General features: G+C 38.2%; 21 protein-coding genes. 3 read left to right on the top strand and 18 right to left on the bottom strand.

The window, feature by feature from the left end; all coding sequences use genetic code 11:
• Nucleotides 1-80: 80 nt before the first annotated feature.
• Together ACE025_RS03630 and ACE025_RS03625 are read right to left on the bottom strand one after the other, a co-directional pair.
• Nucleotides 81-1,229, bottom strand: coding sequence for a zinc-dependent alcohol dehydrogenase (locus ACE025_RS03630; protein WP_485937564.1), 1,149 nt, complete (start codon nt 1,227-1,229; stop codon nt 81-83).
• Between the two features lie 108 nt (nt 1,230-1,337).
• Entirely contained in the window at nt 1,338-1,535 is a 198-nt protein-coding gene (locus ACE025_RS03625; RefSeq protein WP_485937562.1) for a hypothetical protein, read from the bottom strand.
• 195 nt (nt 1,536-1,730) lie between these two features.
• On the opposite strand from ACE025_RS03625, the gene ACE025_RS03620 reads away from it, so the two are divergent.
• Nucleotides 1,731-2,552 carry an aminotransferase class IV gene (locus ACE025_RS03620; protein WP_485937560.1) on the top strand — a complete coding sequence of 274 codons (822 nt, stop codon included), beginning with the start codon at nt 1,731-1,733 and terminating at the stop codon, nt 2,550-2,552.
• Nucleotides 2,553-2,963: 411 nt separating this feature from the next.
• Here ACE025_RS03620 and ACE025_RS03615 read toward each other — a convergent pair whose 3' ends face one another.
• The 8 genes from ACE025_RS03615 to ACE025_RS03580 form a co-directional block, all read right to left on the bottom strand.
• A complete protein-coding gene (locus tag ACE025_RS03615) occupies nt 2,964-3,461 on the bottom strand; it encodes a mannose/fructose/sorbose PTS transporter subunit IIB (protein WP_485937558.1) in 498 nt (165 codons plus the stop codon).
• Between the two features lie 77 nt (nt 3,462-3,538).
• Complete coding sequence (locus ACE025_RS03610; RefSeq protein WP_485937556.1) at nt 3,539-6,382, bottom strand: sigma-54-dependent transcriptional regulator; 2,844 nt, start codon at nt 6,380-6,382, stop codon at nt 3,539-3,541.
• A 308-nt stretch (nt 6,383-6,690) separates the two neighbouring features.
• Nucleotides 6,691-7,653, bottom strand: a complete 963-nt coding sequence (locus ACE025_RS03605; protein WP_485937915.1) for an ABC transporter ATP-binding protein — start codon at nt 7,651-7,653, stop codon at nt 6,691-6,693.
• The gene (locus ACE025_RS03600; protein WP_485937554.1) at nt 7,598-8,722 is read right to left on the bottom strand and encodes an ABC transporter ATP-binding protein; all 1,125 of its coding nucleotides are present in this window, start codon (nt 8,720-8,722) and stop codon (nt 7,598-7,600) included. The genes ACE025_RS03605 and ACE025_RS03600 overlap by 56 nt, the downstream gene beginning before the upstream one ends.
• Nucleotides 8,723-8,725: 3 nt before the next feature.
• Nucleotides 8,726-9,763: an ABC transporter permease gene (locus ACE025_RS03595; protein ID WP_485937552.1), complete on the bottom strand. Its 1,038-nt coding sequence runs from the start codon at nt 9,761-9,763 to the stop codon at nt 8,726-8,728.
• Nucleotides 9,756-10,697, bottom strand: coding sequence for an ABC transporter permease (locus ACE025_RS03590; protein WP_188204009.1), 942 nt, complete (start codon nt 10,695-10,697; stop codon nt 9,756-9,758). Before ACE025_RS03590 ends, ACE025_RS03595 begins: the two co-directional genes overlap by 8 nt.
• Before the next feature lie 143 nt (nt 10,698-10,840).
• A complete protein-coding gene (locus ACE025_RS03585) occupies nt 10,841-12,493 on the bottom strand; it encodes a peptide ABC transporter substrate-binding protein (protein WP_485937549.1) in 1,653 nt (550 codons plus the stop codon).
• A gap of 299 nt (nt 12,494-12,792) precedes the next feature.
• Nucleotides 12,793-13,653: a PPK2 family polyphosphate kinase gene (locus ACE025_RS03580; protein WP_485937547.1), complete on the bottom strand. Its 861-nt coding sequence runs from the start codon at nt 13,651-13,653 to the stop codon at nt 12,793-12,795.
• Between the two features lie 446 nt (nt 13,654-14,099).
• Between ACE025_RS03580 and ACE025_RS03575 the strand changes: the two genes are divergently transcribed.
• Nucleotides 14,100-14,726: a glycosyltransferase gene (locus ACE025_RS03575; RefSeq protein WP_485937545.1), complete on the top strand. Its 627-nt coding sequence runs from the start codon at nt 14,100-14,102 to the stop codon at nt 14,724-14,726.
• 49 nt (nt 14,727-14,775) lie between these two features.
• Here the strand turns inward: ACE025_RS03575 and ACE025_RS03570 are convergent, their stop codons facing one another.
• The 4 genes from ACE025_RS03570 to pepF form a co-directional block, all read right to left on the bottom strand.
• Nucleotides 14,776-15,762: a permease prefix domain 1-containing protein gene (locus tag ACE025_RS03570; protein WP_485937543.1), complete on the bottom strand. Its 987-nt coding sequence runs from the start codon at nt 15,760-15,762 to the stop codon at nt 14,776-14,778.
• Complete coding sequence (locus tag ACE025_RS03565) at nt 15,762-16,094, bottom strand: PadR family transcriptional regulator (protein ID WP_485937541.1); 333 nt, start codon at nt 16,092-16,094, stop codon at nt 15,762-15,764. The genes ACE025_RS03570 and ACE025_RS03565 overlap by 1 nt, the downstream gene beginning before the upstream one ends.
• Nucleotides 16,095-16,239: 145 nt before the next feature.
• Complete coding sequence (locus tag ACE025_RS03560; protein WP_485937539.1) at nt 16,240-16,521, bottom strand: hypothetical protein; 282 nt, start codon at nt 16,519-16,521, stop codon at nt 16,240-16,242.
• Nucleotides 16,522-16,546: 25 nt separating this feature from the next.
• Nucleotides 16,547-18,355: an oligoendopeptidase F gene (gene pepF / locus ACE025_RS03555; RefSeq protein ID WP_485937537.1), complete on the bottom strand. Its 1,809-nt coding sequence runs from the start codon at nt 18,353-18,355 to the stop codon at nt 16,547-16,549.
• A 258-nt stretch (nt 18,356-18,613) separates the two neighbouring features.
• Here pepF and ACE025_RS03550 point away from each other — a divergent pair, with 258 nt between their 5' ends.
• On the top strand, nt 18,614-20,155 hold the full coding sequence (locus ACE025_RS03550; RefSeq protein ID WP_485937535.1) for an FAD-dependent oxidoreductase: 1,542 nt from the start codon (nt 18,614-18,616) through the stop codon (nt 20,153-20,155).
• A 655-nt stretch (nt 20,156-20,810) separates the two neighbouring features.
• Here the strand turns inward: ACE025_RS03550 and ACE025_RS03545 are convergent.
• From ACE025_RS03545 to ACE025_RS03530, 4 genes are all read right to left on the bottom strand, one after another.
• Nucleotides 20,811-21,482, bottom strand: coding sequence for a DUF3885 domain-containing protein (locus ACE025_RS03545; protein WP_485937533.1), 672 nt, complete (start codon nt 21,480-21,482; stop codon nt 20,811-20,813).
• Nucleotides 21,483-21,578: 96 nt separating this feature from the next.
• Nucleotides 21,579-23,123 (bottom strand): gluconokinase, encoded by a 1,545-nt coding sequence (locus ACE025_RS03540; protein ID WP_485937531.1) that lies wholly within the window; start codon nt 23,121-23,123, stop codon nt 21,579-21,581.
• Nucleotides 23,124-23,138: 15 nt separating this feature from the next.
• Nucleotides 23,139-24,035, bottom strand: coding sequence for a phosphogluconate dehydrogenase (NAD(+)-dependent, decarboxylating) (gnd, locus tag ACE025_RS03535; protein ID WP_485937529.1), 897 nt, complete (start codon nt 24,033-24,035; stop codon nt 23,139-23,141).
• A gap of 94 nt (nt 24,036-24,129) precedes the next feature.
• Nucleotides 24,130-25,458, bottom strand: coding sequence for a 6-phospho-alpha-glucosidase (locus ACE025_RS03530; RefSeq protein ID WP_485937527.1), 1,329 nt, complete (start codon nt 25,456-25,458; stop codon nt 24,130-24,132).
• Nucleotides 25,459-25,467: the final 9 nt, after the last annotated feature.

The following is a 25,467-nucleotide window of genomic DNA, read 5'->3' as shown; positions in this document are numbered from 1 at the left end:
GTAAAAGTTCCTTTCTTTTATGAGTTCACAACGAAAAATAGTCTCTTTGAAAAATTACTTTCAAAGAGACTATTTTAATTTTAAGACATACCTGGTTTCAAGACTACTTTGATGTTGTCATCAGCCTTTTTGTCGAAAATATCATAAGCTTCAGCTGCACGTTCCAACGGCATCGTATGCGTGATAATACTTGTAGGATCAAACATATCTTTTTCGATCATGTCGTAAATTTTTGGCATCAAATGAATTACAGGAGCTTGTCCTGATTTGATATCTACATTTCGAGTGAAGATGTTGTGGAATGGGAAGTTGGCAGCTGGTGTCATATAAACTCCAGTTACCATGATCGTTCCAAATTTCTTCACTGCTTCACTAGCTGTTTGTATCGGTGAATAAGATCCGCTTTGTAGAGAAACAAAATCTTTTGCTTTTTCTTTTAACGGTTTGACACCATCCATCCCCACGCAATCAATAACAATTTCAGCGCCGCCTTTTGTCATTTCGTACAGTTGGTCGCCCACTTCAGAAACATTTGAGAAATTGACGATTTCCACACCATTCATTTTTTTTGCATGTTGCAATCGATGGTCGACGTTATCCACAGCAATCACTCGTGCTGCCCCTTTCATCTTCGCAAATTGCTGAACGAACAAACCAACGGGTCCTGAACCTAAAACGATTACTGTATCTCCGGCTTTCATCCCGCTGTGTTCTACACTCCAATAAGCTGTAGGCAAAATATCAGATAAAAAGAGAACTTTTTCATCTGGCAGATTGCTTTCTGGGACCACAAAAGATGTGAAATCCGCAAACGGGACACGTAAGTATTCAGCTTGTCCTCCAGGATAATTTCCGTTCATTTTACCAAAACCAAACAATCCGCCTTGATCAAACATTGGATTAGGATTAGAATTGTCACATTGACTTTCCATATGATGAGCACAGAAATGGCAATCTCCACAACCAATGTTGAAAGGGATAACGACTCGATCGCCTTTTTTCACTTTTGTCACTGCAGAACCAACTTCTTCCACAATTCCCATAGGCTCATGTCCCACTACATAATCTTCTTCCATGACCGGTTTCCCATTATGGTATAAATGCAAATCTGAACCGCAAATAGCTGTAGCTGTAATACGAATGACCATATCTGTTGGTTCTTCGATCGTTGGATCCGGAACTGTCTTCACTTCCATTTTTTCGTTTCCTTGCCATGTTACTGCGCGCATAAAATCTCTCCTTTTTGTAAAAGTGATAGTTTAAGCTTTTGAAAGCAGTTTATCATTTTTTTTTTTACGAGTAAAAAGTTAAGACTTCATTTGAATTTAGAAGATTTTTTATTTTTGTTCATCTTTTAGTTGTGCCATGTGGTTTCTTCTCATAAACGGCAAAGCGATTCCTACCACTAAAGCTACAATTGGAAAACCACTATCTGTGGATAACCACTCTATAACTGATACCGGGATGTAAATAAGATAAATAAACACCATCAATCCTATGTAAATCTTATGCCATTTTCGCTCATTTTTTGTCATCTTAAAAATCCTTCTCTCATTATGTATTTTTTATAAAATACCATACTATAAACGATAAAACGAGCTGTATATCTCCAACTCTTAAAAATCACTACTGTCTTCATTTGGGAAAAGTGATACACTAAACTAGAATAAACGTTTAGTTCTCTCCTGATCAGATCAATCACCATTATTAAACAAAAGAGGATGACAAATATGGAATACGTTGAACAAAAGTTTTACTATCATAATGATCAAGAACAATCCACAGAAAGTCTGCAGCTATTTGAACAGTTAACAGGAAAAAATGTGTACGAAGTGATCCGCGTTAGAGAAGGTATTCCTTTATTTTTAGAAGACCATTTGCGCCGATTCAGATCATCTGCTTTATCTGTCGGCATCCCCTTAACAGATCCAGATGATATCTTAATCAATCGTTTATATCAGCTTGTTGCTATAAATGATGTCTCTGATCAAAACATCAAATTGATTTGGAATAAAGATATTGGTTTACTGGCATTCTTCACTAAAAGCCCTTATCCGCCTGCGAGCTACTACCAAACTGGAATGAAAACGACTCTGTTGAAATTGGAGAGAGAAGACCCCAATATCAAGATCCAGCGTGAAGAGTATCAAAAAATTGTAATGGCGGAAAGAGAAAAAACAGGCTCGTATGAAGTCTTGTTAGTCGACCAAGAAAATAATGTAACAGAAGGCAGTCGTTCAAACTTATTTATCGTCAAAGGGGATAAACTTTATACCTCTCCAGCGAAAACGGTCCTTTTAGGCATTGTTCGATCTAAAGTTGTAGCGATATGCGAGCAGCAGCAAATTCCTATCATCGAACAAAATATCCCTGCGGCAGAATTACACACTATTGACGGAGCTTTTATTTCTGGAACAGGCAATGATGTATTGCCCATAGCTTCGATCGACTCTATCCTATTAGACTCGACAAAAAACCCTGTCGTTTCGACTATTATGCGTGAATACGATCATTTAGTAAAACAGTATATTACCTCCAAAAAAGATGCTTAAAAAAGACTTTATCCACAAGTATTTGTGGATAAAGTCTTTTCGTCTAACTGATTTTAGCAATCTCTTTTTTAACGTTGCTGTCGGAGGAACATCGCCTTCAAATAAAATTTCTGGTACAGCATAAAAAATCTCGATACCAAGTTGGGATGTTTTTCTTTGGATTTCACTAAAACCATTTTTTTAATGACTGTACTATCTTCTCAATTCAATTTTAGCGATCCCTAAATCAGCCACTTCTTCATAAAAATCTGCTTGGCTGTTTGTTTCATTCATCGCAGCTTAATAAGCAGCATGTTAATAGCTAATTGATTCTTCTTAACAAGTTGTTATACCCCTAAGGCTCATCCTCTCCTCTTATCTCCTTCAGGGCAAAACCGCTGGGAAAATGACAATTTTTTCAGAGCGGTTTTATTATAACAAAGCGCCTTTTTTCAATAAATTCATCAAGTTCACTTTGCTGTCTGATACTACTTTACGAATTTCCAGTTCGATTCCTTGATCGGCTAAGTATTTAAAGGCTTCAATATCTTTTTTATCCACTGCTACAGTATTCGTAATCATTTTTTTCCCTTCAGAGTAACTCATGCCGCCTATGTTGATAGACTCGATTTGTCCTCCGTGTCTCACCACAGCAGCAACATCTTCAGGATTTGTAAACAACAGCATCGCTTTGAAGCTGTCAAATTTCGAATCATTTGCAATCGCTATCATTTTCCGTACAGTTATTACACTAACGATGACCCCAGGAGGTGCCGCTTGCTTCAATAAAGTCTTATGCATATCATTTTTTGCTACGCTGTCACTGATAACTAAGATACGGTTTACTTTAGTAATTTTGGTCCAAACAGTAGATACTTGACCATGAATCAACCGATCATCAATACGAACTAAACGAATATCCATACTCATTTCAACCTGTCCCCTCTACTGATCTGTAGATTCCATCAGTGAAACCAATTTCCACTGATGGTTTCCAGATCATTTTTTTAAGAAGAAGCTTCTTGCAATTTATTTTGGTACATAGCTCCAATAAATTTCAATTCATTTACAGAGGTTTCTAAGTTAAGGTCATGTAAAACTGGCGTAATAACCTCTTCTACCAAAGCAGCTAATTCAGGATCTACCTCGTCTACATCTTTTCCTGAACTGATTTCTTCTTTGATGACCATCCTCTCGATCATTCCGCACAAATGCAGCATCATACCTAAGTTGAAGCCATTATTGAATGTGCGATTTAAATTCTTTTCCATCTCGTAACAAAAATCCCAAATGGGTGTGATGATTTTAACAGGATTGATGTATGTTACATATTGATTCATGTGTTCTACACACATTTCTTTTGATAAACGTGGAAATAATTCTTGATCTCCATTTGATTCCAAACCTTCAATGATATTGTGCAGTCGTTGTTTACCGTTACCGCCCAACAATGCATCAATCGGGATGAACGGTGCACTGATATGCGGGTCAATAGAACCACATGTGGCGACAATAGTATATTCTTGTTTCAGTTCTTTCAATTTCTCTTGATAATTCAGAATAGAGATGGGGATGATACTGATATCACTTTCCAGATACTCGGCTAGGATATCTTCTATCACCCGCTGCAGCTGAATCGCTGTTCCTTCTCCGGTCGCGCATATCGTCACAATAATCTGCTCTTTATCTTCTTTTTGAAGCTGCTGCTGATTTTGTTCATCTGGCGCTTCAAAGGTATTCTTTTGAGTTGTATAACCTTTGAAACGTTTCAACTCTTGAGACATCGACATCAAATCTTGGTTAGAAAACTGGGTTTTTCGCGCAGCTTCTAATAATAGCGGAGTCGTGATCATGTCTTGAGTCTCGATTCGAATCCCTGTCTCATTCATGATTTTTTGTCCAAAGGTCACTAAGGATCCCATATCCGTTAAATACAACACACCTGCTCCATTTTCTGCTTCTTCGATAGCTGCTTTGACTTTTATAAATGCTTCACTTGGCTGCATCTCCAATGGCATATCAACGGCATACAGATTATTGGAATTCAAAAGCGTGGCTACTACGTCTTTCATAGAAGACGCTGTTGAAGCCCCATGAGCAGCTACGACGATGCCTACTTGTCCTTGTTGTTCTTCTGTACGCAAAGAAACCAGCAACATCGTTAAATAATTCACTTCAACCGTTGGAACAACGATTTGGTAATTTTGTTCGATCTCTTTTTTGACCGCTTTAGCCGCTTGATACTCTTCCGCATGATTTAACACAAATTCTTTTAAATGAATATTGTCGTTGTTGACAAAAATACCTTCTTGGATGCGTTTGACGAAAGAACTGATGTGCAGACTCATCGCGTACAAGAATTTTCTGGAGAAATTAAATTGGAGAATTTCTTCCACACTTTCTTGGATGCGTTTAGTCAGCTCAATGATCTTAACGTCTACGATATCTTTCAAGCCGTCTTCTTTAGTAGAAAAAATCGTATTCTTGTAAAATGACTTCAAATGCAAATCAATATCGGTCGTAATAAAACGATTGATTTCTTGATTAGAAACTTCGCTTTCTTTCAGCATCGCTACTTTGTCTCCAATGATCTCATACAAATTATACGGCAGCTCATACGTATCCGACTCAAATACCATGATGTCATCTATAGGCGTTATCGTTGTCCAAGGTTCAATAAAATGAACAATTTCATGTCTTAACTTTTGATTCAAAGAAACGGACTCATAACCATCTTCTAAAATACCGGACAGATTCTCATACTTTAACGTGATTTCTGATTTATTGTTTACACTCTCCAAAAAACCGCGCGCGCATACCATTTGAATAACAGATTTCAACTGTCCGACGTTCCCATACGTTACACTTCCTAAAATAGCTTGCATAACTTTATCTTCAATCTGGATACTCTTTTGAATCCTTTTTGCTTCAATACTCATCAAATATTTCAGTAAATTGATTTGCTCAATAGCCGGTCGATTTTGGAATGACGGCAGAGTAATGACGATCGGTATTCGTCTATTGAATGTGGCTAATAGAGCCGAATTAGGGTCCTCCGTTGTCGCACACACGATACGGACATCTGCTTTTTTCTTTTCTCCTGTATCTCCCATAGGTGAAAAAGTACCAGTATCCATAAAATAAAACAGCATTTCTTGACCTTCTGGGGGCAAGCGGTGGATTTCATCTAAGAAAAGCATGTTGTGATCCGCTTTTTCCAACAATCCTTCACTGCTGCTGACTGCTCCAGTATAAGCCCCTTTAACATGTCCAAATAAATGCGACATCAAAAGTTGCGGATTATGCGCATAATCTGCACAGTTCAACACGACCATCGTTTTATTTTTTGCAATCAATTTGTTATCTTGAGCATATTGATACATAGCATTTGCAAAGTAAGTTTTCCCTGATCCGGTTGGTCCTATGATCAGCGTATTCAACCCTTTTGGAGGGTAAAATATTGCTGCTTTTGCTTGGCTGATTTGACTCGTCAAGCTGCCGTTCGCTCCTATCATGCGGTGAAACAAATCTGTTGTTGGAATGGGTAAACTATTCACTAAAACAGGAGCTGATGGTTCAATGGAGAAATCTTTGAAACTCTTTACTTTTTTCTCCAACGGTCTGTAATGATTAATTTTTGCATCATAGTATCGAACGGGTCTGGTTTCTGTTTTCTCCAGATGACCTTCTCTGGTAAGCAGATTTAAATCTTTTGATGCATTGCTCCTCAAAATATCAAGTGATTCAGCAACTTCAGAGGCCGTAATCCCTCCGCCGATTTCTATATCTCTATCTTTTAACGTACTGGTTTTTTCCAATACGTAAGCTAATACTTTATCTTTTCTTTTCATGTTATTCCTCCTCAGAAACACACAAAAAACCTTATCTTTCTCATGTCGCTCTTAGTGTATCATCAATTTTGACACACTGCATCTGATTTCCAAATTTTCACTAGTATAAAATAAGGAGTTGTTTAAATTTTGTCTACAATTTGCATCTTTTTTTGCTGAGAAGTTTAGTATATTGGCCAGAAAGTAAAGCGCATTCAAAATATCACTTGAATCTTATCCTAAAATTTTCCTGGAAAAGAAGTTTTGAGTTGAATTTTTATTTTTATCCATAGCCAAAAGCACCCTGTCTTTTGTGACAGAGTGCTTTTTTAGCTTACACCAATAACTTCGGCTTGATTATCTTTTTGAAGCCATCTCTCGACTTCTAAGTCTGTTCCCAGAACTTTGTGTGTTCCTTCCACAGTATGCAATGTTCCTTCGCTGTAATTCAATCCGCTCGCTGCATAATCGTACGTTAAAGAAGTCCGTTTCTTCTCTAAAATCGGATTAGGATGAGGGATGGCAGAAATCAGCGATTTTGTATAAGGATGTAATGGATTGGTAAAAATTTCTTCAGTAGTCCCTGTCTCCAACAAATGACCTAAATGCAAGACACCGATACGATCTGAAATATAACGAACCATTGATAAATCATGGGCAATGAACAAGTAAGCTACATTGGTTTCTTTTTGGATATCTTTCATCAAATTGACTATTTGAGCTTGGATAGAAACATCCAGCGCACTGATGGCCTCATCTGCAATAATCAAATCAGGATTCATGATCAGCGCTCGAGCGATTCCGATACGTTGACGTTGTCCACCAGAGAACTGGTTTGGATAACGGTTTGCGAATTCACGCGACAATCCTACACGTTCTAGGATCTCGATGACTTGTTCTTCTCTTTCTTTTTTCGATCCTGCTTTTCCATGAATGTCCAGTCCTTGGGCAATGATGTCCATGACTGTTTTTCGAGGATTCAAACTAGCCATCGGATCTTGAAAAATCATTTGCATTTTTGTCCGCATCATTTCGTTTGTCTCTTTCGTCATTTTACCAGAAATATCTTGACCATTAAACGTCATTTCGCCGTCCGTTATATCATATAGACGAATCACTGATCGTCCGATAGTCGATTTCCCGCTGCCGGATTCTCCAACCAATCCATAAGTTTCTCCTGGGTTGATGTCAAAAGACACTCCATCTACTGCTTTCACAGTAAATTTACGATTGACTTTAAAGTGCTGCTTTAAGTTCTTCACTGAAAGTATAGGTTTCATCGGTTCCGACATAGCGTTCATCCTCTCTCTTCATTCGCTCAATACGCTCTTGGAGTTCTTTTGGAAGAGGACAATCGGGTGCTTCTTCCGCCAGCAGCCAAGTAGCTGCATAATGAGTCTCACTGATTTTGAACATTGGCGGCTCTAAGCGCAAGTCAATATTCAATGCATATGGATTACGAGGTGCAAATGGATCTCCTACGACCTCATGCTCCAAATTGGGAGGATTTCCTGGAATAGACTCCAGCTTGTCTGCTTTTGTTTCCAAGTCCGGCATAGCCAGTAACAATCCCCAAGTATAAGGGTGTCTCGGCTCGTAGAATACTTCATTGACTGTTCCTGACTCAATAATTCGACCCGCGTACATCACATTCACATCATTAGCTACTTTAGCCACTACCCCCAAATCATGAGTGATATAAATAACTGAAATACCTGTTTTTCGTTGGATCGATTGGATCAATTCCAATATTTTTGCTTGGATCGTTACATCTAATGCAGTAGTTGGTTCATCACAGATCAACACATCCGGATCACTTGCCAAAGCAATAGCAATGACGATCCGTTGGCGCATCCCGCCTGAAAGTTGATGAGGATAGTTGCTCATTCTTGATTCTGCATCCGTTATCCCTACCAATTCCAACAGTTCTAAAGCTTTAGCGTATGCTTCTTTTTTTGGTGTTTTGTAATGAATACGCATGCCTTCCATGATCTGGTTCCCAATATTCATGGTCGGATCTAAAGAAGTCATCGGATCTTGGAAAACCATGGCAATATGTTTTCCATTAATATTTTTCCGCATCTCTTTTTTGGAAAAATCCAAAAGATTTTTAGTGACCTTTTCTCCATTTTCTTCATAGGTATACTCTATCGTACCGCTTTTGATTTTCCCGTTATTGCTTAGAATACCCATGATTGCTTTGACCGTAACAGATTTCCCGCTTCCAGATTCTCCTACGATCGCCAGCGTTTCACCTTTATATAAATCTAAATTTACTCCTCGAACAGCATTGACTAGTCCAGAGGACGTTTTAAACGCGATCGATAGATCACGAATAGAAAGTACTTTTTCTTTTGTCATGCTTTACACCTCTTTCAATGTTGGATCCAATGCGTCACGTAGTCCATCAGCCAACATGTTGAAACTCAACATCAAAACAGCTAAGACAATTACTGGTGGCACGATCATATAAAAATGAGTCGTTAAGGATTTAAAGTTTTCTGAAATCAATGAACCTAATGACGCCATAGGAACCGGGATCCCGATACCTACAAACGCTAAAAATGCTTCTGTAAAGATCGCACTTGGAATAGAAAACATTGACATGATCAATAGCTGAGAGAAAATATTCGGCAAGATTTCTTTATACATGATTGGGAAATCCTTTGCTCCCATTGTACGAGCAGCCAGTACATATTCACTTTGTTTCAACTTCAACATCGAAGCTCGAGCGATTCGGCTCATTCCGATCCATCCTGTCAATGCGATTGCGATCGTGATACTCAATAAACCTGGTTTCAAGACAATAATCAACAACGTAACGACTACCAAACTAGGAATTCCGTTTAAGATCTCCATTACCCGCTGCATGATCATATCTACTTTACCGCCGTAAAAACCAGAGATCATTCCGTAACTCATTCCAATCAATACATCAACAACAACAGCTACTAAAGCAATGTACAATGAAATACGAGTTCCTTCCCAAGTACGAGTAAAGATATCTCTTCCTAAAACATCCGTACCAAACCAATGGTAAACATCTTCTCCGTCTGCGATTTGTTCGTATTTATTAACTTCCATTTCGCCAGTTGATGTTTTCAATGTTTCTGTCCCATCAAAAATCCCCAATTTTTCAAGTCCTGGGATCCTTGGAGCCATACTTTCATGGCCTGCTATCTGCTGATCGTAAGTGTATCCTGTGATTTCTGGACCAATCAACGCTAAGATCAAAATAATCATAATACTGAAAAAACCGACAACCGCTCCTTTATTTTTTACAATTCGACGAAGAATATTTTTCCAGAATGATTCGCCTGAATAGACTTCATCGATCATTGCGCCATCAGCATCTTTTACAAATTCAAAGTCATTTGGTAAGAATTCGATTGGTTTATCCATTTGAACCACCCTTTGCTAAACGTATTCGAGGATCTAAGACACCGTACAAGATATCTACGACCAACATTACTCCGATATAGAGGGCACTATACACAAAGGCAAGTGAAATTATAATGTTGTAGTCGTTTGATTGGATTGCTTGTACCATTAATTGCCCGATACCTGGAATCGAAAATATTTTTTCAACGACTAGACTACCCGTCATCAAACTAACGACTAAAGGTCCCAGAACCGTTAAAATCGAGATCGATGCATTCCGCATAGCATGAGTTATCACTAATCGCGGACCTGAAACGCCTTTACTTTCTACTAATTGGATGTAATCAGAATTCAAGACATCCAGCATTTCTGTCCGAGTAAATCGTCCTACTGTAGCCATAACGGTCATACTCAACGCAACCGCCGGCAATAAATAGGCATTCGTACCATCAGCCGGACTGAACAGCATAGGGAACAGTTTCAATTGGAACCCGAAATAATAAGACAATCCCAAAGCAAACACATAAGAAGGAATCGATACCCCTAGGACAGTGATAAAAGTCGATACTGAATCCCATACGGTATTGTGTTTTAACGCTGAAAATACTCCAAGAAACAGCCCGATTGCAGCTCCTAACACAATAGAGATTCCACCTAATGCTAATGAAATCGGCAATCTGTTTTGCAGCAAGATCGCTACATCAGTATCTTTAGAGATGGTATAAGATTTCCCAAAATCTCCCACTAACATGTTTTGCAAATAGCGGAAAAACTGGACTGGCAATGGATCGTTCAATCCATATTTGTTCATGATCATAGTCTGCTGTTCTACAGTCAAACGTTCGTCATTAAACGGAGACCCAGGGAGCAATTGCATTAAAATAAATAAAACCAGAATGATAACTAATAAAGTCAAAAAAGATATTAAGACTCTTCGTGCAATATATTTTTTCATGGTGATTTCCCTTTCTACTAACCTAGAAGTTCTCATTCGCTCTCTATCAGAAATAAAAAAGACGTACGTTGAATAATCCAAAACAGTTGCAACAACCGATTGTTATTCTTTTGTACGCCTTTTTCATCAAGAGTCAGAAATGATTATTCTTTTACAGCATTTTTTACGATACGTGATACTCCAACTGTATGGAAATCAACACCTGTAATATTGCTCTTAACCATAACTGCATTTCCTTTTTGGTAAACTGGAAGAATACCAGCATCTTCAAGAAGGATACTTTCAGCTTCTTGTAAGGCTGCCCAACGAGCTTCTGAATCAAGTGACAACTCACCATCTAAAGAAGAATTAACTAATTCATCATATTTGGCATTTGACCAGAATCCTTTGTTGTTTCCAGAATCTGTTAAGAACATATCTGCATATGTCATTGGGTCAGCATAGTCTGGACCCCAACGAGTTAATGCTAATTCGTAGTCTCCAACATTCATGCGATCAAGTCTTGTTTTCTTAGGCATTTGTTCAATCTCGATCGTTACACCGTCTAAGTTTTCTTCAATTTGTGATTTCAATACTTGAGCTACGTTGATTGAGCTCTCAGTATCTTCAATGATCATCGTAAATGTGAAGCTGTCTTTTCCTAGTTCTTCTTTAGCTAACTCTAAAGCTTCTTGAGCTGTAGATGGATCGAATTCCAAGTAAGTTCCTGTTGTTTCGCGGAAGTCTACTCCTTCTGGATCTACTGCCAAGCCTTCTGGGATCATGTAATCAGCAGCATTAGAACCGTCTTTTAGAACTGTTTCTGCGATATAATCTTTATCAAATGCTTGCGCTAATGCTTTTCTTAAATTAGCATTTTCCAAACCAGGTACTTTTGTATTTGGAGAGACATACCATAAATATCCAGCTTGAATCGTTTGGAATTCAGGATCATCTTTAAACAAATCAACTTGTTCTCCAGCTAATGTTACAACGTCTAAATCTCCATTTTGATAAGACAACATTGCTTGTTGCGTATCTTTGATGACTTGATATTTGATACCGTCTAAGCTTACGTTATCTGCATCAAAGTAATCTGGATTTTTTTCCAACTCGATAGTTGTTGCCGCCGGTTCATAAGATGTGATTTCAAACGCACCATTAGCGATCAATGTATCAGCTGATGTTCCATAATTTTCTCCTGCTTCTTCAAAGAATGCTTGATTCATTGGGAAGAATGAAGGGAAGGCCATTAAACTTTCGAAGAATGGAACGGGGTGGTTCAACTTCACTTCTAATGTTTTATCATCAATTGCTGTTACACCTAATTCTTTAGGATCTTTTTCCCCAGCAGAGATTTCATCTGCATTCACTACACCAGCGATCCCCATAATGTAATAATATTCGCTAGCTGTATCTGGATCAGCCAAACGTTGCCAAGCGTATACGAAATCATCCGCTGTAACAGGAGTACCATTTGACCAAGTTGCATCTTTCAAAGTAAATGTGTAAGTCAATCCGTCTTCACTGACATCTGTTTTTTCTGCCAGCGATGGTACAGCCACGCCGCTCTCATCTAATGTATAAAGTCCCTCAATAGTGTTCGCGATAACTTCAAATGACGTCCCATCAGTTGCCATTTGAGGATCCATTGTTGCTACTTCAACATCTACTTGAACATTTAAAACTCCTCCAGCAGTATCATCAGCAGCTACGTCTTCCGCAGCCCCATCTGAATTAGCTCCTCCACAAGCTGCAAGAACCATCATTGAAGCAAATCCAGTTACTAATAAACTGAAACGTTTATTCTTTCTCATTCAATTTCCCCCTCTTATACCCTTTATATTAAAATTAAAGAAGCATTAAAAAACCCTTAGATAATAATAGGATGATTATAATTTAATTAGAATCCGTGGTCAAGACATTTTTTTTAAAATTTTTTTCACTGAAAACGCTTTACTACGAACGATTCGTTGAACCGACAGCTTAATGCAGTCTAATCTTTTTTTAATCTATCGTGATTTTTCACAAAAAAAATCTAGGTACGAGTTTTATCCCATCCTAGATTTCTCTTTTTTATTGCTATTTATTTGTCAAATACCTTAATAAAATAATCCTATTCTTTTTCTAACTTCTCGATCTCTTCATCCAGTTTTTCTTTTTCTTCATCAGTCATCACTGGTAATTCAGGGTTCAACTCTTCTAATACATGAATCATGATTTCTGCTGCTGCATAGCGGGTGTACCAAGCATCATCAGCCGGCAATACATACCATGGAGCATGCTCAGTAGAGGTATGATTCAAGATTCTTTCGTACGCTTCTTGGAATTCTCCCCATTTATCTCTGTCCTCAACATCGCTGAAAGAAAACTCCCAGTTTTTATCTGGATTTTTCATTCGTTCTAGTAATCGTTCCTTTTGTATCTCACTGGACACATTCAAAAAGAATTTCACGACAGGAAAGCCGCTTTCTTTCATGTATTTTTCAAAATCATTGATTTGACGGCATCTGATTTCCCATGGATCGTCATTTTGTTCATTCGAAGGCATAGGAATCGTGTGATCTTCTCCATACACCATTGGCGCAATCAAGTCCTCATAGTAAGAACGATTCAAAATAGCGATCTGACCTCTTTCAGGCATCCCTTTATGAATCCGCCATAAGAAATCGTGTTTTAATTCTTCTTCAGTCGGTTTTTTGACTGGATTAACTGCCAATCCTTGAGGCATCAAATGAGAAAAAATAAACGTGATGATTTCATCTTTTCCAGCTGCATCAATAGCTTGCAACACCACTAAAATCCCTTTTTTCTCTTCTGCATGCAATTTCAACTGCCATTCCTTCAATTGTTCTACACTTTTCGGAACCAGCTTTTCTTTGATCTCTTCTTCTGTATAATCATGTCCTTCTTTTTCCGCTAACTTCGCCAAATCAATGTCTCCATTAGGGTCTATACGATATCTGGAAATATCCATACGTGTCCTCTCCTTTTCGTATCTTTTATCTATATCAGGACTTTTGAAATAAGAACCCATTTAGTCTAATACTATAGGACTGTTTTCTATTTTACTATTGTATAGAAAATGCAGGATGATTTGAAGTTAAGCCACTCAGCAATTGTTCAGTTTACAAAAGATATACTCCACTTTTGTAATTCTTGATTAACTAAATAAATAGTTCCGTTTTTCATCACACTTTTTTCATATCTTTTGTTTATACTTTTTGCATACCAAAAGAATACCCAATTTCTTTTTTACTCCTCCAAACTAAAAAAGAAGCCCTTTCCTATGAAACAACCAGACCGATGATAGACGGTCTGGTTGTTTCTTCATTATCAAGGCATTTTATTAGCTTTTTATCGTGTTTATTTTTATGATTGTATAAGAACGTTGCAAAAATTAATAATGAAGGAGAGCTTGTTATGATACCAAAGATTATTCACTACGTATGGTTTGGAGGCAAGCCTTTTGGAGAAGTAGAAGAAAAATGTATTGCCAGCTGGAAGAAATATTGTCCAGACTACGAAATCAAATTGTGGAATGAAGATAACTTTGATCTAGAGGCGGCTGGAATCTATGCTCAACAGGCTTATGACGAAAAACAGTGGGCTTTCGTTTCCGATGTAGCTCGTTTGTATGTCCTGAAAGAATATGGCGGTATATATATGGATACCGATATGGAAGTCATCAAACCTTTAGATGATTTCTTGAAATTGCCTGCTTTCTTCGGCTTTGAGATCGAGACAGAAATTTCTACCGGAATCATCGGAGCAGAACCTCATCATCCATTCATTGAAGAGTGGTACCAAGATTATGCGGACAGAACGTTTATCAAAGAAGACGGTACACACGACCGTAAAACAAACGTAATTCGCATTACAGAAATCATGGAAGAAAAAGGTTTCAAGATGGATAACACAAAACAAATTTTTGAAGATGTTACTCTGTTCCCAAGAGAATATTTCTCACCAAAAGATTATTATACAAGAGAAGTTGATGATACAAAAAATACCTATGCCATTCACCAATTCACTGGATCATGGCTGTAAATTAATAGTAATCTCAAAAGGCCGTCTCTTATTGAGACGGCCTTTTGAGCTATTTTTTTCCTCTTTGTTTCATTGTCAGGTAACTGCTGTATGCAGCTGTAAAAATCGCGAACATGATCCCGACGATTGGGAAAATGACCCATGCTGTATCCCAAGTATTAAATAAGAACCCTGAAACGACATAAATTCCTCCAGCGATTGGAAATACAACTCCTGCCACATTCTCAGACACTTTTTCAGCTTTCAATTTTTCCGGCGTGTAGTCTCCTTGAGCTAATAATCTTTCATAAGTGGAGTATAAAATGCCGTAAAATACAAAGAGGAAAACCCCTACTGCTATAAAACTAAGCAGAAACACTACTGATAATCCATTTTCTTCACCTAGAAACAATATCGAAAACAATAGAACAGCCGGTGCCAAGATACACATGACTACCCCTAAAGTAATAGCTTTAGCAAACCGCGGTTGGAATTCTCGCTTTTCTCTTTGCAAATAAGATCTCGTCGCGTTTTCCAATTTGATAGCACGATAATCTAATTTATACTCGTCTTCTTTCATTCCCAAATTGACAAAAATCCCGACTGCCACAGCAATCATTAATAACAAAGGAACGACGGAAAAGATATCGATCGTATCTGATGACACGCTTTGCCATGCTGGAAACAACTGATACAATCCTTGAATCAGCAATAATACGGCAGGCGCTGTGATACATAAGAATACTCCTGCAGCTATCCCCATAGCAAACTTAGTTCGATGCTGCATAAATTCATCGGCTTCTTCTTGTGAGAAATAAATCTGCTCATCGTCTTGTTCTTCTTCCGACTCTAAATCATAAGCTTCCATGATTTCATCGATGTTCCCAAAATCTGCTAATACTTCGCCAATCGCTTCATTATCGCTTTTTCCTGCATCTAATAACTCGAAGTACTTTTCTTCCATATTCCGCAGCATTTCTTCTTTTAATTGCTGCATCTCAGGTGTTCTCGGCAAATTGACAAAGACTGATTCTACATAATTTCGAATAGTATCCATTATTCTTTCTCCCCCTTAACGAACTGCTGAATAATTTCTTGTGTTTCTTCCCATTCAACCAACTTTTCAAAATAAGCCTCTATACCAAGAGGGGTTATTTTATAATATGTCCGCGTTTTGCCTTTTGTTTCTGGTTTTGAGTAGGATTGAATCAATGCATTCTTTTCTAACCGATTGAATGCCGAATACAGTGTCGTCTCTTTCATAATATATGCGCCATGTGTTTTTTCTTTGATTAAGTTTGAAATCTGATAGCCGTAAGAATCTTGCTTCATCAAAATGGACAGAATGATCAAACTATTGAAACCTCGCATGACATCACTTGTAACCAATTCATCACCTCATTTACTCCACCTGTCGTAGTAATTAAAGTATAACAAAATTACTACGACAGGTAAAGTAAAAAGAAGCAACTAAGCAATTTATTTTTGCAAAGTTACTTCTTTGAATTTGAGCTTATTATACAGAATTTTTTCTTTACGGCATACTTGTCGTTATTAGTTGGGCAAAGCCTATTAAAGTGACCCCCATTATCGTTAACAATGAGAGAGTAAAAATGCCAGCTAGTATCTTCTTATTCTTAGTCTCTGGTGATTTGAATGTCGAAAAAATAGTTAAAAACAATCCTAAAAAGCTGATACCTAGTGCCAATAATCCTAAGCCGTTTTTTGCTTCTATCGGCGTCAATAAAAGAACACCGACTAATAGTTGTACCATTAAAAACCCTACTGGAAAGGTACCTCTTTTTCTTCTATTCATTCTATATCCTCCAACGATTTCCTGCTTATTTTAAATTTGAACTCAACGCAATGATGCGGTCAACCGTTTCATCCAAATAATGAATCGTATCATCTAAAGGTTTTGAAGTCGTAATGTCTACTCCAGCCACTGCTGCAGCTTCAGCCGGTACCAATTGATCACCTAGTGCTAAAAATTTCAACCAATCTTCTACTGCTGGCTGTCCTTCTTCTTTGACACGTAAGAATGCTTGAGTTGCAATCGTTAATCCTGCTGAATAGGTGTATGAATACAAGCCCATGTAGTAATGACTCTGACGCATCCATGTCAATTCTGCTCCTGGATTGATTTCTACTGCATCACCCCAGAATTTTTGCAAGACTGAACGTTTGATGTCGCTTAATTTAGCTGCATCAAAGCTCTTTCCTGCATCGATCAATTCATACACTTCGCGTTGATACGCAGCTTCTAATAAGTGAGTGATAAAGTTGTGGAAGTAAGTGTTTGTCAACATTTTAGTTAACACAAAGCGATCCATGCGGGCATCATCACTTTTGCGTTGTAGAGACTCTGTCAGCAGCAATTCATTAAATGTTGAAGGTGCCTCAATCAAGTATAACGAATGAGATGCGCCTAAAACAGAGTTGTTTTCAGCAGACAATATCCCTTGCCCAGCATGACCCAGCTCATGGATCAAAGTATAAACATCAGACAATTGATTTGTCCATGACATTAAAATATAAGGATGTTTTTTGTAAGGTGACGAACAGAATCCTCCAGTTGATTTCCCTTTATTTTGTGCAAAGTCCATCCAACGTTCCGGGTAAGATTTCATGATTCTGTTCACGTAATCTTCTCCTAAAACGTTGATTGAATCTACCACCAAATCTTTTGATTTTTCAATAGACACTTCAACCGCATACTCTGGATCGAGATCGATTTTCAAATCCGCGTAAGTTACTTTATCCAAACCGCGTACTTCTTTAACGTGTGTCATGTATTTTTGCATCACTGGCGCAAGGTCAGTCATAATCGTGTCGATTTGACGATTGTATAAGTCTCGGTCAACTTCTTGGTCATACAATAGATAATCGATTACAGAATCGAATCCGTGCATCGTAGCCAATGTTTTTTCTTTTTGTACTTGAGTATAGTATGCTGCCGCAACGGTATTTTGGTATTGGCTCAAAACTTGTGAGAACTTATCAAATGCAGCCCGGCGAATGACCGTGTCGTCATGGTACATATAATATTCTTCATACAGCACAAAGCTTAATGGATATTCTTTGCCATCTGCCGTAAACGTGCCAAAATCCATATCAGCAAGTCTAGCTTGTTCATAGATTTCGCTTGGAGCGTTTAGCGTTGGTGACAATTGTGCTAGTGCTTTTTCGACAGCTGGGTCCAGCTGGATCTTTTTATCTTCCTTGATGTGACGAATAAACGATGCAAATTGTGGTACTGTTGTTGCTACTTCATCCAGCGTTTCTAAAGATGCTCCTTTTAATTCTGAATCAAAAAAGGCTAATTTTGCTCCTAGTTCAGCAAATAAATTATCTGTTGAACGAGACAACTGCACATATTCCGGATTCGTCAGATCCGTTGTTGCAGGCAGAAAAGCATAATCATATGTATAAACCATGGTTTCTTGAATCTCTTCATACTTTTTTAAGGCCTCAGCTATAATAGACGTTTCAGTCAGCTTTCCTTCGTAGTCTGCAATAAATTGGTCTACAGCTTTTTTCAACTCTTCAACAGCTGCTTCAAAATCCTCTTTTGTTTCATATAAAGCTGTAAGGTCCCATGTCAGTTCCTCTGGGACATCTGCACGAATTTTTAGTTCTTCTTGTGTCATGTCGTTTGCTCCCTTTTTGCTTTCTCATAAAATGAGAATTTTTTCATTTATGGTTCCTAGTATACCACTTACTATTAGAAGTAAAACCCTTTTCAATTAAATTTTACAGATATATTTTTAAAGGGTTATCTATTACATTTTGATCGGACTAGTGCTACAATCTGCTTGTACATATTGTTTTTCACTCGTTTCCCCTCACTATTTCACGCATTGATTGTTTGCCTTTTCTTTCATCCATTTATTAAGGAGGTTTATTCAATGAATTCCCACGAAATAAAAACTTCTCTGCCTTTTCCTAAATCTTTCTGGACAGCCGAGCAAACTACTCCTGAGTTTCCAGCCTTAAAAGAAAACCATAAAACTGAAATCGGTATCGTCGGCGGTGGTATCGTTGGTATCATTAGTGCTTATTTATTGGCAAAAGCAGGCAAAAAAGTCACATTGATCGAAGCCGGTCGACTGATCAATGGAGTTACCGGTAATACTACAGCAAAGATCACCGCTCAACACAGTTTGATTTATGACCAGCTCATAAAAGCACTTGGTGAAGATAAAGCTAAGCAATATTATGACGCGAACATAGATGGCTTAGAATTTATCCGGCAACTGATCAAAGAACTGAATATCCAGTGTAATTATGAAAAAAAAGATGCTTTCATTTACGCAGAGTCCCATTATGGAAAACGAAAACTAGAAAGAGAAGCAGCTGCTTACCAAGCACTCGGAATCAACGGTGAATTAGCGAAAGAAAAAACTGACCTGCCATTTTCCATCAAAGAAGCTTTAGTGATGTATGATCAAGCTCAATTCGATCCGATGCTTTTTCTAACTGCACTCGTTCACGAAATCATTCGCTTAGGCGGGAAAATATTTGAACACACTCGTGCAATGGAAATCCTCAAAGAAAAAACGCCTTTAATTTTGACAGAGAATAATTCTCTTATTTTATGTGAAAAAATTATCATGGCTACTCATTATCCTATAAACGATGCGGACGGATTGTTTTTCACACGTCTTTCTATCCACCGTTCTTACGCCATGGTGACACGAGCAACTGGTAAGATTCCTGAAGGTATGTATATCAACGTTGAACAGCCTGATCGATCCATCCGTTCTGTTCAAGGAAAAAACGGCGAACAGCTTTTATTGGTCGGCGGAGAAGGTCATCAAACTGGCAAAAGTTCTCAACAAACCATTTTCCACTATCAAAATCTAGAAGAATTCGGCAAAAAATACTTTGAGGGCCAAGCCCCTCTCCATATGTGGTCCAGCCAAGATCTGCAGACGTTAGATAAAGTCCCTTACATCGGACAAATGACCAAACAAAACGATACGATTTTAGTCGCTACCGGATTTAATAAATGGGGTATGTCTGCTGGAGCTGTTGCAGCCAAACTGCTAACAGATACAATTTTAGGTCATGAGAATCGCTATGCTTCTCTATTTGACCCTACTCGAAAGAAACTGAAACTAATCGATGCTAAAACTTTTTTATGGAAAAACACATCGGTAGGAAAAGATTATGTAGTCGGCAAATTAAAACGTCCTGATAAAAAGTTAACCAATCTTTCACTGGATGAAGGCGGCTTAGTAAATGTCCATGGAGAAAAAGTAGGCGCTTATCGAGATGAAAAAGGACATCTGCACAAAGTTATTCCGGTCTGTACCCATTTAGGCTGCAGTTTAGATTGGAACGATGCAGAACGTTCTTGGGATTGTGCTTGTCATGGTTCTCGATTTTCTTACAACGGTGAAGTGTTGGAAGGACCTGCTGTAAAACCTTTACCTTCATCTGACTAAACAAAAGTCTGTGTTTCTCGTCCTATAATGTCCCTGTAACAGAGCGCGGGGTACAGCATTTAAGCATCAATAAACTCTAACTCAATATGAATACCAGCAGCAGATCGGTATATACTGATCTGCTGCTGGTATTTTCTAATATTTTATCAAAATCCTAATACAAATTTAAATCTATTTCGAAAAAAGGAATAGTATAATCCTTTTAAAGATATGATTTCATAAAAACGACTCTTGGAAGGAGAATAATATGTTTGGTCTATTTGATTACGCTTGGCTTAATATAGGCAGTTTGATTTTTGGATTAGTAGCTTGGTTAATCCCTGCTCTTACTATAGTACAATTAAAAAAAGAAATGACTAAATTTTCAATTACAAAATTGCTGCTAAGTCTAGGGGCTTGTTCTATTGCCCTGTGGTTTCAGATTTCCTATATCAATCACTTAGTTACACTACAAGACTGGACTGGACTGCACTTATGGACACGACCAGTACTGTAACTCGGATATCAGCAATACTCATTATCGTAACCATTGCTTTAAATGTCATCAGTGTAATCGTGCTGTCAAAGTATAAAGTATTCAACGAAAAATAGTTTTAGTTCTCTATCTGTTATTAAGCTGCATAGAAGGTTGTTGTATTACCTTCTGGAAAAATCATTAACTGGGGAGTAACTCTAAATTTTTCGCTATTTGGTCCTTTTCGAAATCATCTACCCAATGAGAATATTTTTGATAAAGAAGCTTTAATTTATCAACTTTATTCGCTATCACTTCGCACCCTCTGTCATCATATACAAATAAAATAATATCTCTCGTTGCATTTACAAAAAAAACATCTGGGTAATCAGCCCCATTCCTTCCGAATCTGGGTTTCAATTGAGGAAAATCTTCATTAATCGCAGCTTTAAGTATATTCTCTACCTGTACGTCCTTCACTTGGCAGTGCAAGGAAAAGCGTTGCATCTCATAACCTTCATTTTCGTTTGGATAAAAAGGATAAGGATACGTTTCAACATTCAATTTGTTCAACTTGTTTTTGTCTCTCAAATTTGGTTGATAAATCTTTATTTTCTTAGTTTTTTGTTGCTTTTGAAAATAAACATTCGTGACAAGAATTAAGTCATCCTCTTGATCAAACAGCTCGTTGAAGATCGTCCACGCTTGCTGAAAAGCTTTTTCAAATCGCCTTAAACGAAGCTTACCCTTCTCATCAAATTGATAAATGCCTTCACCAAGTAGAAAGTGGATACTAATAGGCCATTGTTTATAGATAGAAGGTATCAATTGAAGACCAGGAAAATTTTTATCTAGATACTCAGTAACATTCATGTTCATCTTTCCCCTTTACTACAGTTTAAATTAAATAAGATAAAACAAATTAAGCTTCTCAAGCATTCAACTGCTGCTCAAGAAGCTTAATCTTTTTTATTTTAAGACCCTATTTTTTGGAGTGATCTTTTGTTGCAGTTGGCTCAATTCATCAAAGTTCCCTGAGAATTGTCTACTCAATTTTCGGTAAAGCGGGAAGATTTCTTGGTACACAACACCATTTTGAGGATTTGGATAGTGTCTGTGTTCTGCTCCGATCATTTCTTTTACAACATGGATGTCGTCGACCAAGCCCACACTCTTCAGCGCGATTACGCTTGCTCCTAAACATGAACTTTCAAAACTTTCCGGAACATACATTTCTTGTTGGACCACGTCCGTTAATAATTGACGCCACACTTCAGATTGAGAAAATCCTCCAGTTGCAATGATCTTATCTGGTTTTCCTGCTTGCTCCATGATCTCGCACAACACATCATAGATATTTAAACAGATTCCTTCCAAAACAGCTCTCAGCATATGCTTGTTTTCGTGCATCAAATGCAATCCGAAGAACGATCCTCTTGCCTCTCCTTGCCACAAAGGAGCCCGTTCGCCGTTTAGATACGGATGGAACAGCAATCCTTCTGAACCAGTAGGAACCGTATTGATCAATTCCATCATTTTGCTGTATTCTTCTAGTTTTCCAAATGCACTCTCCGTATGGAAAAATTGTTTTTTTGCCCAATCCATGATGACACCGCCATTATTAATGGCTCCACCAACAACATAATGGTTTTCATCCAATACATAGCAAAATGTTCGCTGGTCCTCATCCAAGTAAGGTTTGTTCGTCACCATCCGCACTGCTGCACTGGTTCCAATTGTAATAGCGACACTTTTTGAATCAACGGCACCTACTCCTAAATTGGATAAACACCCGTCGCTTCCGCCTAAAACAAATGGAGTCGTTGGAAGCAAGCCCAACTCTGCGGCAACTTCCATTTTCAGTCCGCTCAACTGCTTTGTCGGACTGTATGCAACTGGCAATTGATCGATCGTTATGCCGGCTTCTTGAAGAGCCAATTCATCCCAATTTAAAGTATGGATGTTGAATAAACCAGTACTTGAAGCTACTGAATAATCGACAGCATACTCATCGAACAATTGATGGAAAACATACTCTTTTACACCAATAAATTTTTTCGTTTGATGGAACAATTCTGGTTCCTCTTCTTTGAACCAGCTGATTTTGCACAAAGGCGACATCGGATGGATCGGTGTTCCGGTGCGTTGATAAATTTCGGTTCCAGTGGTCATTTTTATACGCTCAGCACACTGATGCGCACGGTTATCCGCCCATGTAATGCTTCTTGTCAACGGCTGGTCTTCATGATCCATCAAAATCAAACTGTGCATGGCGCTCGAAAAACTGACCGCTGCAATTTCTTCTGCAAGCGTGTTGGTTTGAGTTACAACTGTTTTGATTGTTTTTAATACGGCTTGATAGATATCTGTTAGTTCTTGTTCAGCAAATGCTGGTTTTTCTTTGATCAAAGGATAGTAATCGTAAGCTGAACTCATAACGGTCCCATCTGTTTGAAAAAGAACCGCTTTTGTACTCGTTGTCCCAATATCTACCCCAATAACATATTGACTCACTGCTACACTTCCTTCTTACTTTTTGATTACACCATGTCCTCCAAATTCATTTCGTAGTGCTGAAACAACTTTCCCAGCATATGTATCTTCTTGTAAAGAACGGTATCTCATCATCAAAGACATCGAAATAACTGGCGTCGGAACTTTTAATTCTAAACCGGTTTCAACAGTCCATTGACCTTCTCCTGAAGACTGCATTATACCGGTCATTTCGTCTAAATGCCCATCTTTTTGGAAAGCTTGTTCAGCTAATTCCATCAACCAGCTGCGGATCACAGAACCGTTGTTCCATACTTTTGCAACCTCAGCATTGTCATAATCGAAACCGCTTTTTTCAACGAGTTCAAATCCCTCGCCCATTGCTTGCATCATACCATATTCTACACCATTATGGACCATTTTTAAAAAGTGCCCGCTGCCTGATTTGCCAGTATATAAGTACCCGTCTTTCACACAAATTTCTTCTATGACAGGCTCGATGTAACAGAATGCTTCTTCATTTCCACCGATCATCATACAAGCACCCTCTCTAGCTCCGCTTGTCCCACCAGATGTGCCTAAGTCCATGAAATAAAGACCTTTTTCTGCCGCAATTTCCGCATGATGGATAGAATCTTTGTAATTAGAGTTGCCTCCATCAATCATGATGTCATCTTTGTCCAACAGACCCAATAACTGATGCAATAATGTTTCTAATGGCTCTCCTGCCGGAACCATCATCCAAATGACTCTTCGTCCAGTAAAACCAGAGACCAATCCTTCAACACTTTCTGCTACTGTGATACCTGCTTTTAAAGCAGATTCTCGTGCTGGTTCCATAACGTCGTATCCTGTAACTTTATGCCCTTTGTCCAACAAATTCAATGCTAATTGATGACCCATTTTACCTAATCCGATCAAACCAATTTCCATTCTGCTCTTCACTCCTAAAGGTTTTCTTTTTTAGTTTAAACAAAAAGAGCGAGAAAAGGAACTAAACTTTTCTCGCCGCTTTCATTATTTTTGCTTAGCTTAATTCTGGCCAGTATCCTTTATTGGCTTCAATCAAATCATCTAAAAGGTTCTTAGCCACTTCTGCATTTGGAACGATCTTAGATAGACTTAATGCTTGCCATAATTTTTGGTAGCTTCCTTCGAGATACGCTTCAACCACCATTTTTTCTGCTGTAACTTGTTGCAACATCAACGCTCTTTCAAAATTAGGGATTTTACCTTGAGCTAATGGTTCCGGGCCATCACTGCCCACGATACAAGGTACTTCTACCATTGCATCGTCATCAAAATTGGCGATAGCTCCGTTATTTTCAACGATCAACAACATACGTTCATGCGTGTTGAAAGCGATCGCACGAGCTAAATCAACGATAAATGATGCGTGACTGTCAATGTGGAAGCCGCTGTTTTCAGCTGTTCCTTTTTCAATAATGCCTCTAGCTGCTGTAAAGACTTCTTTTTCACGACCAGCCATAACTTCATTTGCACGAGTAAATTCAGGATTTGACTGAGATACTTCGTAATCCGGGTAGAAGTAGTATTTCAAATACGTATTTGGTAAGAAGCGCGGTTCGATCGCTAATAGATCTTTGGCTTTTTTATGCGTTGCTTGCCAGCTCTCGTCCATATGTTGCGTATCTACTTCCACTTGAGTCAGATATCCATTTTCAGCCACGTACTCTTTGATTTCATCTAAATACTCGTGTCCAGTTTCTTTATCTTTCACGCTTGTCCACCAACCAAAGTGGTTCAAACCAAAGTAGCGAACTTCTAATTCATCTGGAGTTTTTCCTACGATTTGAGACATTCTTCTTAATGTTCCCACAGGCATATCGCAAATGTTTAAGACTTTTGAATTCGGACGCATCACGCGGCACGCTTCTGCTACAATAGCTGCTGGATTTGAGTAATTCAACATCCAAGCATCTGGAGAATATTTTTCCATGTAGTCAATAATCTCCATCATTCCTGTAATACTGCGCATTCCATATGCGATTCCACCTGGTCCGCAAGTTTCTTGACCAACAACTCCATATTTCAAAGGGATTTTTTCATCTTGTTCACGCATAGCGTATTTTCCAACACGAATGTGTGCCATAACGAAATCTACATCTGTAAAAGCCGCTTCAGGGTCTGTGGTATGTGAAAATTTCACTTCTGGAGCTTGTTCTCTTAAAAGAATTTTTAAAGCGTCTCCCAAGATTCCTTGTCTTTCGCCATCATTATCGTATAGTTTCAATTCTCTAATCGGAAAGCGGTCCATATTGTCTAATAACATCATTACGATTCCTGGAGTAAAAGTACTTCCTCCACCGGCAATAACAATTGAAAACTTCTTCATTAAAAAAAC

The sequence above is a fragment of the Desemzia sp. AGC72 genome (assembly GCF_057334175.1).
This window is presented reverse-complemented; position numbering and strand designations above follow the sequence as displayed.

Coding starts and splice junctions, on each gene's coding strand:
- ACE025_RS03630 (WP_485937564.1), bottom strand. CDS start 1,229: ATGCGCGCAGTAACATGGCAAGGAAACGAAAAAATGGAAGTGAAGACA.
- ACE025_RS03625 (WP_485937562.1), bottom strand. CDS start 1,535: ATGACAAAAAATGAGCGAAAATGGCATAAGATTTACATAGGATTGATG.
- ACE025_RS03620 (WP_485937560.1), top strand. CDS start 1,731: ATGGAATACGTTGAACAAAAGTTTTACTATCATAATGATCAAGAACAA.
- ACE025_RS03615 (WP_485937558.1), bottom strand. CDS start 3,461: ATGAGTATGGATATTCGTTTAGTTCGTATTGATGATCGGTTGATTCAT.
- ACE025_RS03610 (WP_485937556.1), bottom strand. CDS start 6,382: ATGAAAAGAAAAGATAAAGTATTAGCTTACGTATTGGAAAAAACCAGT.
- ACE025_RS03605 (WP_485937915.1), bottom strand. CDS start 7,653: ATGTCGGAACCGATGAAACCTATACTTTCAGTGAAGAACTTAAAGCAG.
- ACE025_RS03600 (WP_485937554.1), bottom strand. CDS start 8,722: ATGACAAAAGAAAAAGTACTTTCTATTCGTGATCTATCGATCGCGTTT.
- ACE025_RS03595 (WP_485937552.1), bottom strand. CDS start 9,763: ATGGATAAACCAATCGAATTCTTACCAAATGACTTTGAATTTGTAAAA.
- ACE025_RS03590 (WP_188204009.1), bottom strand. CDS start 10,697: ATGAAAAAATATATTGCACGAAGAGTCTTAATATCTTTTTTGACTTTA.
- ACE025_RS03585 (WP_485937549.1), bottom strand. CDS start 12,493: ATGAGAAAGAATAAACGTTTCAGTTTATTAGTAACTGGATTTGCTTCA.
- ACE025_RS03580 (WP_485937547.1), bottom strand. CDS start 13,653: ATGGATATTTCCAGATATCGTATAGACCCTAATGGAGACATTGATTTG.
- ACE025_RS03575 (WP_485937545.1), top strand. CDS start 14,100: ATGATACCAAAGATTATTCACTACGTATGGTTTGGAGGCAAGCCTTTT.
- ACE025_RS03570 (WP_485937543.1), bottom strand. CDS start 15,762: ATGGATACTATTCGAAATTATGTAGAATCAGTCTTTGTCAATTTGCCG.
- ACE025_RS03560 (WP_485937539.1), bottom strand. CDS start 16,521: ATGAATAGAAGAAAAAGAGGTACCTTTCCAGTAGGGTTTTTAATGGTA.
- pepF (WP_485937537.1), bottom strand. CDS start 18,355: ATGACACAAGAAGAACTAAAAATTCGTGCAGATGTCCCAGAGGAACTG.
- ACE025_RS03550 (WP_485937535.1), top strand. CDS start 18,614: ATGAATTCCCACGAAATAAAAACTTCTCTGCCTTTTCCTAAATCTTTC.
- ACE025_RS03545 (WP_485937533.1), bottom strand. CDS start 21,482: ATGAATGTTACTGAGTATCTAGATAAAAATTTTCCTGGTCTTCAATTG.
- gnd (WP_485937529.1), bottom strand. CDS start 24,035: ATGGAAATTGGTTTGATCGGATTAGGTAAAATGGGTCATCAATTAGCA.
- ACE025_RS03530 (WP_485937527.1), bottom strand. CDS start 25,458: ATGAAGAAGTTTTCAATTGTTATTGCCGGTGGAGGAAGTACTTTTACT.